Genomic DNA, 13,159 nt, shown 5'->3' with positions numbered 1-13,159 from the left:
GTTTTCCCATGATCCTCTCCAACTACGCCATCAAGTTCCGCACGGCGGTCTTCGTGTTTGCCGTTGTGCTGGTCATCGCCGGCTCGGTGAGCTACCTGCGGCTGCCCCGCGAGGGCACGCCGGACATCACCATCCCGTACGTCTTCATCAGCGCGTACTACGAGGGCACGGCCCCGGAGGAGATGGAGAAGCTGGTCACCATCCCGCTGGAGAAGCAGCTCAACGACGTGGAGAACATCAAGGAGATGCGCTCCACCTCGGGCGAGAACTACTGCAGCATTTCCATCGAGTTCCTCGCCGGCGGGAACATCGACCTGGCCAAGCAGCGGGTCAAGGACAAGGTGGACCTCGCGAAGCCCGACCTGCCCGACGACCTCGACGAGCCGGTCGTGGACGCCTTCAACTTCAGCTCGGACTTCCCGGTCTACATCTTCACCCTGTCGGGCCCGGACGACCTGGACCGCCTGAAGAACCTGGCCGAGGACCTGCAGGACCAGATCGAGCAGCTCTCCGGGATCAAGCAGGCCGTCTTGAGCGGCACGCGCGAGCGCGAGATCCGGGTCGAGATCGACCTGCCCCGGATGATCGCCTACCGCATCCCGCTCGGGCTGGTCATGCAGCGCATCGCCCAGGAGAACCTGACCGTCTCGGCCGGCAACATCGAGATGGCCGGCGACAAGTTCCAGGTGCGCATCCCGGGCGAGTTCAAGCTGGTGCCGGAGATCCGCCGCATCCTGCTGACCGAGCGGGACGGGCGGCCCGTGTACCTCACCGACATCGCGGCGGTGTCCGACACGTTCAAGGACATCGCCTCCATCTCTCGTCTCAACGGGAAACCTTGCGTCACCTTGAGCCTCAAGAAGCGCAGCGGCGAGAACGCGGTCGCCCTGCTCAAGCAGGTCAAGCGAATCATCGGGCAGACCCAACTGCCGCCCGACGTCGTCCTGACCGAGGTCATGGACATGTCGGAGTATATCGACTCGATGATCAAGGAGCTGGAGAACAACGTCGCCTCCGGTTTCATCCTCGTGGTCCTGGTGCTCCTGGTCTTCATGGGCGTACGCAACGCCCTGTTCGTGGGCCTGGCGATCCCCTTCTCCATGCTCATGGCGTTCGTGCTCATGGCCGCCCAGGGCACGACGCTGAACATGATCGTGCTCTTCAGCCTCGTGCTGGCCGTCGGCATGCTCGTGGACAACGCGATCGTCATCGTGGAGAACACCTACCGCCACCGGACGCTGGGCGAGTCGCGCATCGACGCCGCCCGCCACGGGGCGTCCGAGGTCGCCTGGCCGGTCATCACCTCGACCCTGACCACGCTGGTCGCCTTCTGGCCGCTCCTCGCCTGGCCCGACGTCATGGGCCAGTTCATGGGCTTCCTGCCGAAGACCCTGATCGTGATCCTCTCCGCCTCGCTCTTCGTGGCCATGGTCATCAATCCCGCGATCTGCTCGGCCTTCATCAGCGCGCGTCCGCGGGACCGGCACGAGAAGCCCCACTGGTTCATCCGGGGCTATGAGCGGCTGCTCCGCGCCGCCCTGCGCCACCGCGTCCCGGTCATGCTGCTGGGTTTCGCCTTTCTGATCCTGTCCGTGCAGGTCTACGCCTGGCGCGATTTGGGCGTCGAATTGTTCCCCGAGGTCGAGCCCCGCAACTGCACGGTGAGCCTGAAGTTCCCGCAGGGCACCAGCATCGAGCGGACCGACGCCGTCCTGCGGGACGCCGAGCGGAAGCTGGTGAAGTACCAGGACATCAAGTTCTTCCTGACCACCGTGGGAAGCAGCGGCGGCATGATCGGCGGCGGCGCGGCGGAGGAATCCCACCGCGGCACCATCCACGTGGAATTCCTGAAGGCCGGGGAGCGGCAAACCAATTCGCTGGCGCTGCTGGACGCGATCCGGAGCGACATCGGGATCGTCGCCGGGGCCGAGCTCACGGTCGAGCGCGAGGAGGAGGGCCCGCCGACCGGCGCTCCGGTGTCCATCGAGCTCTCGGGCGACGATTTCGACACGCTGGAATCCTACGCGGGCGAGATCGTCCGCGCGATCGAGTCGGTCCCGGGCCTGGTGGACCTGCAAAGCGACCTGGAGAAGGCGCTGCCCGAGATCCAGTTCCACGTGGACCGCGCCCGGGCCGCCCTGCTCGGGCTCGACACCGGGACCATCGGCCACTTTCTGCGCATGGCCATCTACGGGCTCGAGAGCAGCCGGTTCCGGGCAGACGAGGACGAGTACGACATCACCCTGCGCCTGCCCGAGGGCCAGCGGAACACCATGAACCTGCTCGACCAGGTCTTCATCCCCGCCGAAAACGGGCAGAACGTGCCCCTCTCCTCGCTGGGTCAACTCGAGTACACCGGCGGGCGCGGCGCCATCCAGCGCAAGAACCAGAAACGCGTGGTCACTATCACGGGCAACAACGCCGGGCGCGGCGTGGACAAGATCCTGCCCGACGTCCAGGCCCGCGTCGCCGGCCTGAACCTGCCCCGCGGCTACCGCGTGGATTACACCGGCGATACGGAGGAGATGCGCGAGTCCGGCGCCTTCCTGATGCGCGCCTTCGGCGTCGCCTCCGGACTCATCCTGGTCATCCTCGTGATCCAGTTCAATTCCGTCCTCCTCCCGCTGATCATCTTCTTCTCGGTGATCCTCTCCATGATCGGCGTCATGTGGGGCCTGCTGATCTGCGGCATGAAGTTCGGCGTGATCATGACCGGCGTCGGCGTCATCAGCCTCGCCGGCATCGTGGTCAACAACGCCATCGTGCTCATCGACTGCATCGAGCAGCGCCGGGCCGAGGGCGCGAGCATGACCGAGTCCATCGTCGCGGCCGGCCGCATGCGTCTGCGGCCGGTCCTCCTGACCGCCTCCACGACGGTGCTGGGCCTGATCCCGATGGCCGTCGGCTGGAGCCTCGAGTTTCACTCGTGGCCGCCGAAGTTTACGGCCGGCGCGGAATCCAGCGCGTGGTGGGCCCCCATGGCCGTCGCCGTGATCTTCGGCCTGTCCCTGGCCACCGTGCTCACGCTGGTTCTCGTGCCCGCGATGGTCAGCATCGCGGATTCCATCTCGGGGGCCTTCCGGAAGCGGTTCGCCCCGGTCGACGACCTGAATCCCAAGCCGCCGCCCGCCTGAAATGAAGAAGCAGATCGAGTGGAGCGCCCGCCTGCCCGACGGGGTCAAGCGCCTCGTGCGGGTATCGGTGGCCCGGCAGCACATCCAGTGGCAATTCAAGCGCTCCGACGAGGAGCGCTGGGACTACGACAGCCCGCCCCTGCCCGAAGACTGGGATTACCTGGAGGACTTCCTGCGCCGCCGCGCCACGCGCGGACGAGGCGGCGAAATGGTGCTGTTCGTGCACAAGCTCCGGCTCAAGAGCGGCGTGTAACATGCAGGAGTTCCACGCCACCTGTATCCCCGGCACCGAGGAGGTGCTGTGCGACGAATTGCGCGAGCTGGGCTTCGCCAGCGTGCGGCTCAATCGCGGCGGCATCCCCTTCCGCGGGGACTGGCGCGACGGCTGGCGGGCCTGCCTCCAGAGCCGGATTGCCCAGCGGATCCTCGTCCTGCTCCGCCGCTTCCCCGCCCCCGACGAGGCCGCGCTGTACGCCGGCGCGCGCGACATGGAGTGGTCGCCTTTTCTTTCGCCGCGGACCACCCTCGCCGTGTCCGCGGTCTGCCGGGGCAGCGCGCTGCAAAACGCCAATTTCGCCGCGTTGAAGGTCAAGGACGCGATCTGCGACCGGCTCCGGGATGAAACCGGCGCCCGCCCGGCGATCTCCAGGGACGATCCCGACGTGCGCGTGCAGCTCTACCTGGCCAACGACAAGGCCGCCCTGTACGCCGACCTGGCCGGCGAATCCCTGCACCGCCGCGGCTACCGCCTGGCGGCCGGCGAGGCGCCGCTCCGCGAGACCCTCGCGGCGGCGATCCTGCGATTGGCCGGGTGGGATCGGGCGACGCCCCTGCTGGACCCGATGTGCGGATCCGGGACCATCGCGATCGAAGCGGCCCAGTGGGCGGCCAACATGGCGCCGGGCCTGGGCCGCGAGCGCTTCGGCTTCGAGCGCTGGGCCGGCTTCGGCAAAGAACAAGCCGCCGCCCTGCGCGAACTGCGCGGCCAACTCCGCGAAGCGATCCGTCCTTCCCGCCCGCGCATCATCGCCGGCGACATCGACGCCGCGGTCCTGGATGTCGCGAAAGCCAACGCCCGCCGCGCCGGCGTACGCTTGTCGTTCCGGCACAGCTCCATCCAGGACCTGCAACCCGGCGGGGAAAAAGGCCTGATCGTGACCAACCCGCCCTACGGCGTGCGGCTTGCCGCCGCTCCGGACCTGGTCCGCGGTGTCGCCTCCGCGCTCACCCGGATGCACGGCTGGCGGGCCTGCCTGCTGGCCGGATCCGCGGAATACGAGCGCGCGATGCCCCTCCGGCCGGCCAGTAAAACCACCCTGCCCAACGGCGACATCGATTGCGACTTCCTTGTCTATGACATCCCGTGAGCGGCCCGCTTCCGGTTCATTTCCGAAAAACAGGGACGAGATCCTTCTTGGCGAACCTCAAGCAACATGGTTCTCTTTCCAGCCAATAGCGATCTACAGGAGCAATCCATGCAACGACGCGCGACCGCTTGTGCGATATCGATGCTCGCCCTGGCCTTTCTTGCGGGAGGATGTGAAGACGAGGTGCCCGAGGCCATGTCTATCTGCCGCACCGAATGGATCCTCAAGAGCCTGGGGCCGGTCGGCGCCGAGACTCCGGTTGTCGCGGACAGCCGCGTCGAGTTGCGATTCGCCTGCGACGACACGTTTGCCGGGAATTCCGGCTGCAATTCGTACAGCGGGCAGTTCTCGGCCACGGACGCGGGCGGCATCACGATCGGGCAGACCGCCATGACGGAAATGGCCTGCCTGGACGCGGCGCTCATGGACCAGGAAGCCCGGTACATCGGGGCCCTGACCCGGGTCACGCGATTCGAGCGGGAAGAGGACACCCTGCGGCTGTATTACGACGGAGGGACAGAGAACCTGCACTTCGAGAAATGCACGGACTGTGACTGACCGCCCGTCCCGCGGCCAAATGAAAAGCGGCTCCCGGGGATTCCCGGGAGCCGCCTTGTTTTTAGTCAGCCGCTCCAGCCCTAGCGAAGGACGTAGTAACGGTAGTTGTATCCGACGTTATTGTCCCAGGACCACTGCCCGGACGCGTTCCTGACGTACACCGCCGTCTCAATGACGAACGGTGTGAACGGCATCCCCATGTAGCGGCCGTTTGGCCCGCTGGCAGACAGCCAGACGTTCCAAGCTTCGTCCAGCCCCCCGTAGGGGTTCTGAACGTTGCTCTGCCACTTGGCATCGGTCCAGTAGACGTTTTTCCAGCCATTATCGGTGTAAACCGCTCCGGCCGTGTGGCCAGAGGCCACGGGCCAGACACCGATATCACCGCGAATCTGGGTCGCCAGCCAGGTCCCGTATTTGACATAGTCATAACGGGCGCCGAAGCCTTTGAACCAGACCTGCTCTGCATCTGCCTTGTTGCTTCCCGCAAACAAGCCAATAGACGCAATCAGCGTTAATGTCGCCAGTTTCTTCATTTTGTCTCCTTTCCATTGACTTTTCAGTAGAACGCCTCACGTGTTTACTGTCTCATAACCAGCAAACTAGTAAAACGTTTTACTTGCACCACGATATAATAGCATGATCAGCATGTCAAGGCGTTTGAATATGATATCATATTCCATATTATATTTATATGCAATGTATTGTAACTTGCTAACAATTTTCTTACATTTTTTCTGTGTCAACAAGGCAAAGATACCGAATTCAATGCAGTTTTTATTATGTATTACCTTATATTATAATATATTATGATTATTGACCTCAAATACGATTATAAACAACATTTTGTCTAGTATTTTTATCGTACGTTGTTATTTTATTATCATTAATGTTTTATGACTACATCAATCATGGCAATGTGATTTGACCTGATCCCCTGAAACTGGGCCATTTTCAAAGAGAGTCCTCTGGTCTACAACAAGGAAAGGACGGAGGACTGGAAATGCGCGGAAAACGGTTCGCGGAGGAGCAGATTATCGGGGTGCTGAAGGAGGCAGAGGCGGGGTTTCCCTTGCCGGATCTCCTGCGTAAGCACGGGATATCCCAGGGCACGTTCTACCGGTGGAAGGCCAAGTACGGAGGCATGGATGTCAGTGATGCTCGCCGGCTGAAGAGTCTGGAAGAGGAGAACCGGCGCCTGAAGCGGTTGGTGGCCGACCAGGCGCTGGACATCCTGATGCTGAAGGATGTGGCCTCAAAAAAATGGTGAGCTCCATGGCGTGGCGGGACGCGGCCGATCACCTGGTTGGGGATTTCGAGGTGAGCGTGCGGCGGGCCTGTGGAGCGTTGGACTTGCCCCGCAGCGTGTTTTACTATCGAGAGCAAAAGCGGAGGGACGAACCTCTGCGGGAGGCGATCTGCGCCTTGGCGAGGAAGCGCCGACGGTGGGGTTATCGAAGGATCGCGGTCAAGCTGCGCCGGGAGGGATGGCGAGATAACCACAAGCGGATCGCCCGGATCTACCGGGAGGCCCAGTTGCAGGTCTATCGGCGCAAACGCAAGCGAATCAGCCGGGGAGAGCGAGAACCGCTGGTGGAACCTACGAAGCCAAACCAGGTATGGGCCATGGACTTCTTGAGCGACCGGGCCGGGCAACAGAAGCTCAAGCTGCTGGCCGTTATCGACTGCTATACGAGGGAGTGCTTGAAGATAGAGGCGGACACATCGATCGGCGGGGTCCGGGTGGTGCGGGTGCTGGAAGAGCTGAAAGTCGAGAGGGGGTTGCCGCAACAGATCATGATGGACAACGGGCCGGAGTTCACAGGCGCGGCGATGGATGCCTGGGCGTATACTCGGGATGTGAAACTGCACTTTATCCAGCCGGGGAAGCCCAACCAGAACGGATATATCGAGAGCTTCAACGGCAAGTTCCGGGACGAATGCCTGAACGAGCATTGGTTCCTCAACGTGGACGACTGCCGGAGGATCATCGAGGCGTGGCGGGAGGATTACAACACGGAGCGGCCGCACAGCTCGATAGGGAACCAGACCCCGGCAGAGCGTTATGCCGCGGCGGAGTTACCCACAGCCGCCGCTGCGGTGGAGTGGGCCTCCGCGGCGACTATGGATAACTCCTTGAACGTGGAGGCAGTCGTGCTTAAAAGTGGGACAACAACCGGCCAAGACTCTCATTGAAAGTGGTCCGGAATCGGGGGTCAGGTCAGATTCATAACCATATCGAATGACTTCATTTGAGACTGTCGTGTAATTGTCCGTACTTTGACAAGCTCCAGCGCCTTCCGGCAAGCCAGCAGGGGGGCGGGCTCTGCGCCAAGGCACTGCAACCCGACCCCCTACCCTGTTTTCTGCAGTTCCCGATTCATGCGACTTGCCAACGCGACGGCTTTCCGCTCGAATCCCCCCTGCCGGAACCCATATGAACCGCTCGGACCAACCGCGTATATCCAGGCAGGCTTTGGACACTTTGTGGGCCTTGCTGCGACCGGAGGCCTGGCGTCTGGCGCTTTCGGCGATTTGCTTCGTGATCAAGCATTCGCCGGTCTGGATTCTGCCGATCGTCATGGCGGACGTCATCGATGTCGTCGCCCTGCCGGAAAAGCACGATCTGCGTCGGCTCTGGATGGATGGGGCTATCATGCTGGCCCTGCTGGTCCAGAACATCCCCTTCGAACTGATCCACGTAACCCAGTTGAGCCGGGTGATCCGCCGCGTGGAAAAAGAACTGCGCGGCGCCCTGACCCAACGCTTGCAGCAGCTCTCCATCGCGTTCCACGACCGCACGCATACCGGGGCCATGCAGGCCAAGATGCTCCGCGATGTCGAAGCCGTGGAAGGATTGTGCCGGTACTGCTTCGTGATGCTGTTGAACGGCCTCACCAGCATCGCTTTTGCCATCGGCGTAACCTTCTGGAACCGCGCCCCCGCCATGGCGCTGTTCTACTTTGTGACGATCCCGGTCGCCGCCGTCGTCATGCGCTTTTTCCGCAGCCGCCTTCGCGACCTGAACAAGGGTTTTCGCACCCGGATCGAGGCGATGTCCGCCCGTGTCGCGGAGATGATTTCCATGATCCCGATTACCCGGGCGCACGGCGCGGAGGAATATGAGATCGCCGCGATCGAAACGCACCTGGCGGGAGTGCGGGAAAGCGGGCTGCGCCTGGACACCCTCAACGCCCTGTTCGGCTCCGTGGCCTGGGTCTCCTTCCAGGTGCCCGTGCTCTTGAGCCTGATGGTCGCCGGGCACCTGGCGTTTCGGGGCCGGATCACGCCGGGCGAGGTCACGATGTATTCGTCGTATTTCATGATGATCCTAGGCTCGGTGAACATGCTCCTGAACAGCTATCCCATGATCGCGCGCGGCCTGGAGTCGGTCCGTTCTATCGGGGAGGTGCTGGAATCGCAGGACATCGAGCGCAACGAGGGCAAGAAGCCGGTCGAGAACGTGCAGGGCGCTTTCACCTTCGAACACGTCTGTTTTGCCTACCCCTCCGGTGCGTTTCACGCGCTGGATGATTTCTCGTTGGAGGTCAAGCCCGGGGAAACGTTGGCCGTGGTGGGCGAATCCGGCGCGGGAAAGAGCACGCTGATGGGTCTGCTCATCGGGTTCCATCGCCCGACCTCCGGCCGGATCCTTCTGGACGGGCAGCCCATGGAAGAACTGGACCTGCGCACCTACCGCCGGTTCCTGGCCGTGGTGCCCCAGCAGACGGTCCTGTTCTCCGGCTCGATCCGCGACAACATCACCTACGGACTCCGCGAGCCTCGCGAGGAGGAGGTGCAGCGGGTGATCGAGGCCGCCAACCTGCGCGGGCTCGTCTCCCGCCTCGCCGAGGGCCTGGACACCCGGGTCGGCGAGCGCGGCGCCCGGCTCTCGGGCGGCGAGCGCCAGCGGGTGTCCATCGCGCGGGCGATGATCCGCAACCCGCGCGTCATCGTGCTCGACGAGGCCACCTCTTCCCTGGACGCAGCCTCCGAGAGCCTGGTTCAGGAAGCGCTCCAACGCCTGATCCTCGACCGGACGACCTTCATCGTCGCGCACCGGCTTTCGACGATCCGCCATGCCCACCGGATCGCCGTGCTGAAACAGGGCCGGCTGGTCGAACTCGGCACGCCGGACGAACTGATGGCGCGGGACGGCGAATTTGCCCGCCTCCGCCGGTTCCAGTCGTGACCGGCAGCCGTTCGCGCCTTGACGCTTTTTGGCAAGAGTCGCAGCGGGGTCGTAGCCCCCGCTGTACTTTCAACGGACGCCCGCGGTACAGCAGGCGCTACGAGCCTGTTGTTCAGCCCCAACATGATCGGCGGTTCCCTTTGACTTTGCCGCCGGCTCGTGCAGTATGACTTCTCCTTTAGCGAGGCCGCGCACGGCATGGCTTTTTTAAAACGAGTTTATCCCGAGCAGATCACCGGCGGGCGCATCCTGCCGGCCATCCTGGGCCTTTCCATGCCCATGCTGGTGGGCGCCCTGCTCCAGAACGTGCAGAGCCTGATCGACCTCTTCTGGGTCGGCCGGCTCGGTCCCGTGGCCGTCGCCTCGGTGGCGATGGCCGGCACGATCCTGATGCTGCTCTACCCCATGCTGATGGGCCTCTCGACGGGCACGCTGGCCCTCGTGGCGCGCGCGGTCGGCGCGGGACGGCCGGACGAGGCCAGTTCCGCGGCAGGCCAGTCGCTCTTCCTGTCACTGATCCTCGGGGGCCTGTCGGGTATCGTCGGGTGGTTTGTCGCTGAACCGCTGCTGCACGTGATGGGCGCGGACGCCGACGTGGCCGCCCACGGCGCGATGTATCTGCGCATCTGCCTCGTCGGCAGCTTCACGGTGTACCTGCTCTTCATCGGCAATGCGGCCCTGCAGGGCGCGGGCGACGCGCACACGCCGATGTACGTGATGGCGGCCTCCAACGTGCTGAACATCGCGCTCGATCCGCTCCTCATTTTCGGGCCGGGCCCCTTCCCCCGCCTCGGCGTGGCCGGGGCGGCGTGGGCCACGGTGCTGGCGCAGTCCTTCGCGGCGGCCCTCGCGCTCTGGGTGCTGCTCGGCGGCAGCGCGCGGCTGCACGCCCGCTGGCGCTACTGGAAGCCCGACTTCCCGCTCGCGTGGCGCATCCTGAAAATCGGCATCCCGGGCTCGGGCCAGATGCTCTCCCGGAGCCTGATGAACGTCATCCTGATGTGGGTCGTGGCCACCTGCGGCACGACGGCCGTGGCCGCGTACGGTATCGGCATGCGTTTTCACTTCATCATCCTGATGCCGGCCTTCGCGCTGGGCGGGGCGGCGGCAACGATGATGGGACAGAACCTCGGGGCGGGGAAACCCGAGCGGGCCCGGCGTTCGGTCTGGGTCGCCGCGGGGCTGGACGGGCTGTTCATGCTGCTCGCGGGGGCGGCCCTCATGCTGTTCGCAAGGTCGCTGATCGGCGCGTTCAACGGCCAGGAGGAAGTCATCGCCACCGGCGCGCGCTACCTGCGCGTGGTGTCCCCGTTTTACGTCTTCGCAGGGTTCGGCATCGTGCTCGGCCGCGGTTTGAACGGGGCGGGCGACACGCTCGGGCCCATGGTCATCACGGTTCTCGCCCTGTGGGGCCTGCAGGTGCCGCTGGCTCTGTTCCTCTCGCGCGTGCTGACCCCGGCGACGGAGGGCATCTGGTGGGCCATCGCCGCGGCCTTCGTCGCCCAGGGCATCATGGTGGTCGCATGGTTCGAGTCCCGGCGCTGGCAATGGAAAAGAATCTAGTCGGCTTCGGAAATGAACACCGTAGGACGGCGGGGCGGCGGCAAGGTCGGGCCGCCCTGGTCCGGGCGCGCGCGGGGCCTTCTCTCCTGTTGCGGCGCGGGACGGCTTGCCCTATGCTTTCCCCGTGCCGCACATAAGGCGGTGCGGGACACAACCGGCGGAGGAGAGCATGAGAGCAGCGGTCGCGGCGGGGGTGACGGTTTTTCTGGCGGCAGCGGTCCTGGCGCAGGAGGCCCCGAAAAAGCGGGTGCTGCTCGCGTGGGAGAAGACCAACTTCAAGGAAGCGCTCGTGGAGGAGATGGAGCAGTTGCTGGCGCAGCAGGGCTGCGAGGTGACCAAGGTCCTGCATTCCCAGGGCGGGCTGGCAGCGAAGGCCGCGGACTTCGACGCGGTGTTCATCACCAACTCCGGCGTGAATTCCAAGGTCCGCCCCTGGATCACGGAATGGCTGGAGGCGAACAAGGCCCAGGCCGGCCGGATTCTCCTGCACACCACGCAGACGAGCAACTGGAAGGTGATCGCCGACGTCGACGCGGTCACGTCGGCCTCGAGCAAAAGCGGGGTCAAGGCCCTGGCCGCCGATTACGTGGCGCGGATAGGCACGATCCTGTCTTCGGCCGACGCGAAGTAGCGGGCGGATGGAGTGCGGGCCGATGGCCGGCGAGCGATGGCAGCGGATTCTATGGCTCGGCGCGGCGGTGCTCTGCCCCGCAGCGCCGCTCCAGGCCTACTTCGCCGGCAACTGGTATTCGATCCTGCACAGCTACTCGCTGGGCATGTTCTGCGGGATCGTGAGCTACGTCTACTTCGCCAACACCCTGATCCTGTCCGCGCGGATTCGCGGCATCGACCGGCTGTTCGGACACGACCGCGTGATGGTCTTTCACGGCCGGATGGCCGGCGCGGCCCTGGCCTTCGGCTTCGCGCACGCCGTCTTCAAGTACCTCTTCTCCGCGCCCGGCACGGTCCAGACGACCCTCGGGATACTCGCCCTGGGGCTTTTTTCCGCCGTGAGCCTGGTCACGGTCCTTTTCATGGTCGGCAATCCGCTGCACCGGATCGCGCCCGTGGCCGCCCTGCGAGAGTTCGGCGCGCGGCGGCTCGGTTTCGACTACTCGCGCCTGAAGCTCTTCCACAACTTGACCGCGCCGGCGCTCGCCCTGGCGACGGCGCACGTGCTGATGGCCTCGCCGACGGCGGAGACAAGGGCCCGGCTCGGGCTGATGGGCGCCTGGGGGGCGGTGGCGCTGCTCGTGCATTTCTATCACAAGGTCTTGAGGGTGGCCTTCCGCTATCGCCGCGCATTCCGTGTCACCGCCGTACGCCGGCTCAACGACTCCGCCGTGGAAATCCGCGCCGCCAGGCCTGACGGCAGCAAGCTCGAACACCGCGCCGGCCAATTTGCGTTCTTCCGCATTCTCTCGCCCGCATGCGGCATGGAGGAACACCCGTTCACGATCTCCTCGCCCCCCGGTTCCGAGACGCTCCACATCACCGTCAAGGCGCTCGGCGACTACTCGGCCGCCCTGCCGGCGGCGTCCGCGGGCGCCAGGCTGCTCTGCGACGGCCCGTACGGGCGATTCACGCCGGCCCGCGGCGCCGGCCCGTATCTCTTCGTGGCCGGCGGCATCGGCATCACGCCGTTCCTGTCCATCCTCAAGGAGTGGGATGCCGCCGGCCTCGCCGATCCGGTAACGCTGATCTGGAGTCTGCGCGCCAGGGAAGAACGGATCGACGAGGGATTCTTCGAGGCGGCAGCAAGCCGCCATGCGGCGTTCCGATTCGTCCCGGTACTGACGCGCGAGCCGGCGGGGGCCGGCCGGCGCGTGGACCGGGCCCTGCTGAACGCGTGCATCGAACCGGCCGAGGTCGCCCGCACGGCGGCCTACGTCTGCGGCCCCGGCTCCTTCCGCCGGGCCGTGATCGGGCATCTGCGCGAGCTGGGCCTGCCGCGCCGCGCGATCCACGACGAGACGTTTTCGTTCTAGCCAGGATAGCCCGCCCGCCGCAACGATTATCGAGCCATGGGCGTGACGCCTATCCCCAGACCCCGGGATCGGGGCGGCGTCCCGAATCTCTACCGGCCGTGGCGGGCGTCGAGCCCGCGGCATGAAAGGCTAGCCTTTGCCGAATACCCTGCGTTTAACCGGTGTAGTGTCGATCGGAGGACGGACTATAGAGGATGTAGGCGAAGTACATATCCGCGCCACGGGACCTGAAAAAGCGAGGAGTCGGGGCGAGGAGATTTGAACTCCTGACCTTTTGCACCCCAATTAGAAAGTCGCAACTATTTGCGTTGCAGATGATTGCATATTTCTCTTACAACGATTGCAGACGGTTGCATTTAT

At 64.6% G+C, this 13,159-nt stretch carries 9 protein-coding genes and 1 pseudogene; 9 read left to right on the top strand and 1 reads right to left on the bottom strand.

What is annotated here, in order from left to right; translation table 11 throughout:
- Positions 1-8: 8 nt before the first annotated feature.
- From KA248_12350 to KA248_12335, 4 genes are all read left to right on the top strand, one after another.
- Entirely contained in the window at positions 9-3,134 is a 3,126-nt protein-coding gene (locus tag KA248_12350) for an efflux RND transporter permease subunit (protein ID MBP7830697.1), read from the top strand.
- A gap of 1 nt (position 3,135) precedes the next feature.
- The gene (locus KA248_12345; GenBank protein ID MBP7830696.1) at positions 3,136-3,387 is read left to right on the top strand and encodes a hypothetical protein; all 252 of its coding nucleotides are present in this window, start codon (positions 3,136-3,138) and stop codon (positions 3,385-3,387) included.
- A gap of 1 nt (position 3,388) precedes the next feature.
- Positions 3,389-4,501, top strand: coding sequence for an RNA methyltransferase (locus KA248_12340; protein MBP7830695.1), 1,113 nt, complete (start codon positions 3,389-3,391; stop codon positions 4,499-4,501).
- Between the two features lie 108 nt (positions 4,502-4,609).
- Positions 4,610-5,059 (top strand): META domain-containing protein, encoded by a 450-nt coding sequence (locus tag KA248_12335; protein MBP7830694.1) that lies wholly within the window; start codon positions 4,610-4,612, stop codon positions 5,057-5,059.
- An 80-nt stretch (positions 5,060-5,139) separates the two neighbouring features.
- Here the strand turns inward: KA248_12335 and KA248_12330 are convergent, their stop codons facing one another.
- Positions 5,140-5,592 carry a hypothetical protein gene (locus KA248_12330; GenBank protein ID MBP7830693.1) on the bottom strand — a complete coding sequence of 151 codons (453 nt, stop codon included), beginning with the start codon at positions 5,590-5,592 and terminating at the stop codon, positions 5,140-5,142.
- A 467-nt stretch (positions 5,593-6,059) separates the two neighbouring features.
- Here KA248_12330 and KA248_12325 point away from each other — a divergent pair.
- The 5 genes and pseudogenes from KA248_12325 (at position 6,060) to KA248_12305 (ending at position 12,799) form a co-directional block, all read left to right on the top strand.
- Positions 6,060-7,117 (top strand): annotated as a pseudogene (locus tag KA248_12325) (IS3 family transposase).
- Between the two features lie 481 nt (positions 7,118-7,598).
- Positions 7,599-9,248, top strand: coding sequence for an ABC transporter ATP-binding protein (locus tag KA248_12320; protein ID MBP7830692.1), 1,650 nt, complete (start codon positions 7,599-7,601; stop codon positions 9,246-9,248).
- Between the two features lie 198 nt (positions 9,249-9,446).
- Entirely contained in the window at positions 9,447-10,811 is a 1,365-nt protein-coding gene (locus KA248_12315; protein ID MBP7830691.1) for an MATE family efflux transporter, read from the top strand.
- 169 nt (positions 10,812-10,980) lie between these two features.
- Positions 10,981-11,442 carry a hypothetical protein gene (locus tag KA248_12310; protein ID MBP7830690.1) on the top strand — a complete coding sequence of 154 codons (462 nt, stop codon included), beginning with the start codon at positions 10,981-10,983 and terminating at the stop codon, positions 11,440-11,442.
- A gap of 22 nt (positions 11,443-11,464) precedes the next feature.
- Positions 11,465-12,799, top strand: coding sequence for a hypothetical protein (locus KA248_12305; protein ID MBP7830689.1), 1,335 nt, complete (start codon positions 11,465-11,467; stop codon positions 12,797-12,799).
- Positions 12,800-13,159 lie beyond the last annotated feature (360 nt).

This window comes from Kiritimatiellia bacterium (assembly GCA_018001225.1).
Lineage (GTDB): Bacteria > Verrucomicrobiota > Kiritimatiellia > CAIQIC01 > JAGNIJ01 > JAGNIJ01.
The sequence above is the reverse complement of the archived record's forward strand: the minus strand, read 5'-3'. Positions and strand labels throughout refer to the sequence as shown.

Excerpts from the sequence above, each read along its gene's own strand:
- KA248_12330 (MBP7830693.1), bottom strand. The coding sequence starts at position 5,592 with ATGAAGAAACTGGCGACATTAACGCTGATTGCGTCTATTGGCTTGTTT.
- KA248_12345 (MBP7830696.1), top strand. The coding sequence starts at position 3,136 with ATGAAGAAGCAGATCGAGTGGAGCGCCCGCCTGCCCGACGGGGTCAAG.
- KA248_12340 (MBP7830695.1), top strand. The coding sequence starts at position 3,389 with ATGCAGGAGTTCCACGCCACCTGTATCCCCGGCACCGAGGAGGTGCTG.
- KA248_12315 (MBP7830691.1), top strand. The coding sequence starts at position 9,447 with ATGGCTTTTTTAAAACGAGTTTATCCCGAGCAGATCACCGGCGGGCGC.
- KA248_12310 (MBP7830690.1), top strand. The coding sequence starts at position 10,981 with ATGAGAGCAGCGGTCGCGGCGGGGGTGACGGTTTTTCTGGCGGCAGCG.
- KA248_12305 (MBP7830689.1), top strand. The coding sequence starts at position 11,465 with ATGGCCGGCGAGCGATGGCAGCGGATTCTATGGCTCGGCGCGGCGGTG.
- KA248_12350 (MBP7830697.1), top strand. The coding sequence starts at position 9 with ATGATCCTCTCCAACTACGCCATCAAGTTCCGCACGGCGGTCTTCGTG.
- KA248_12335 (MBP7830694.1), top strand. The coding sequence starts at position 4,610 with ATGCAACGACGCGCGACCGCTTGTGCGATATCGATGCTCGCCCTGGCC.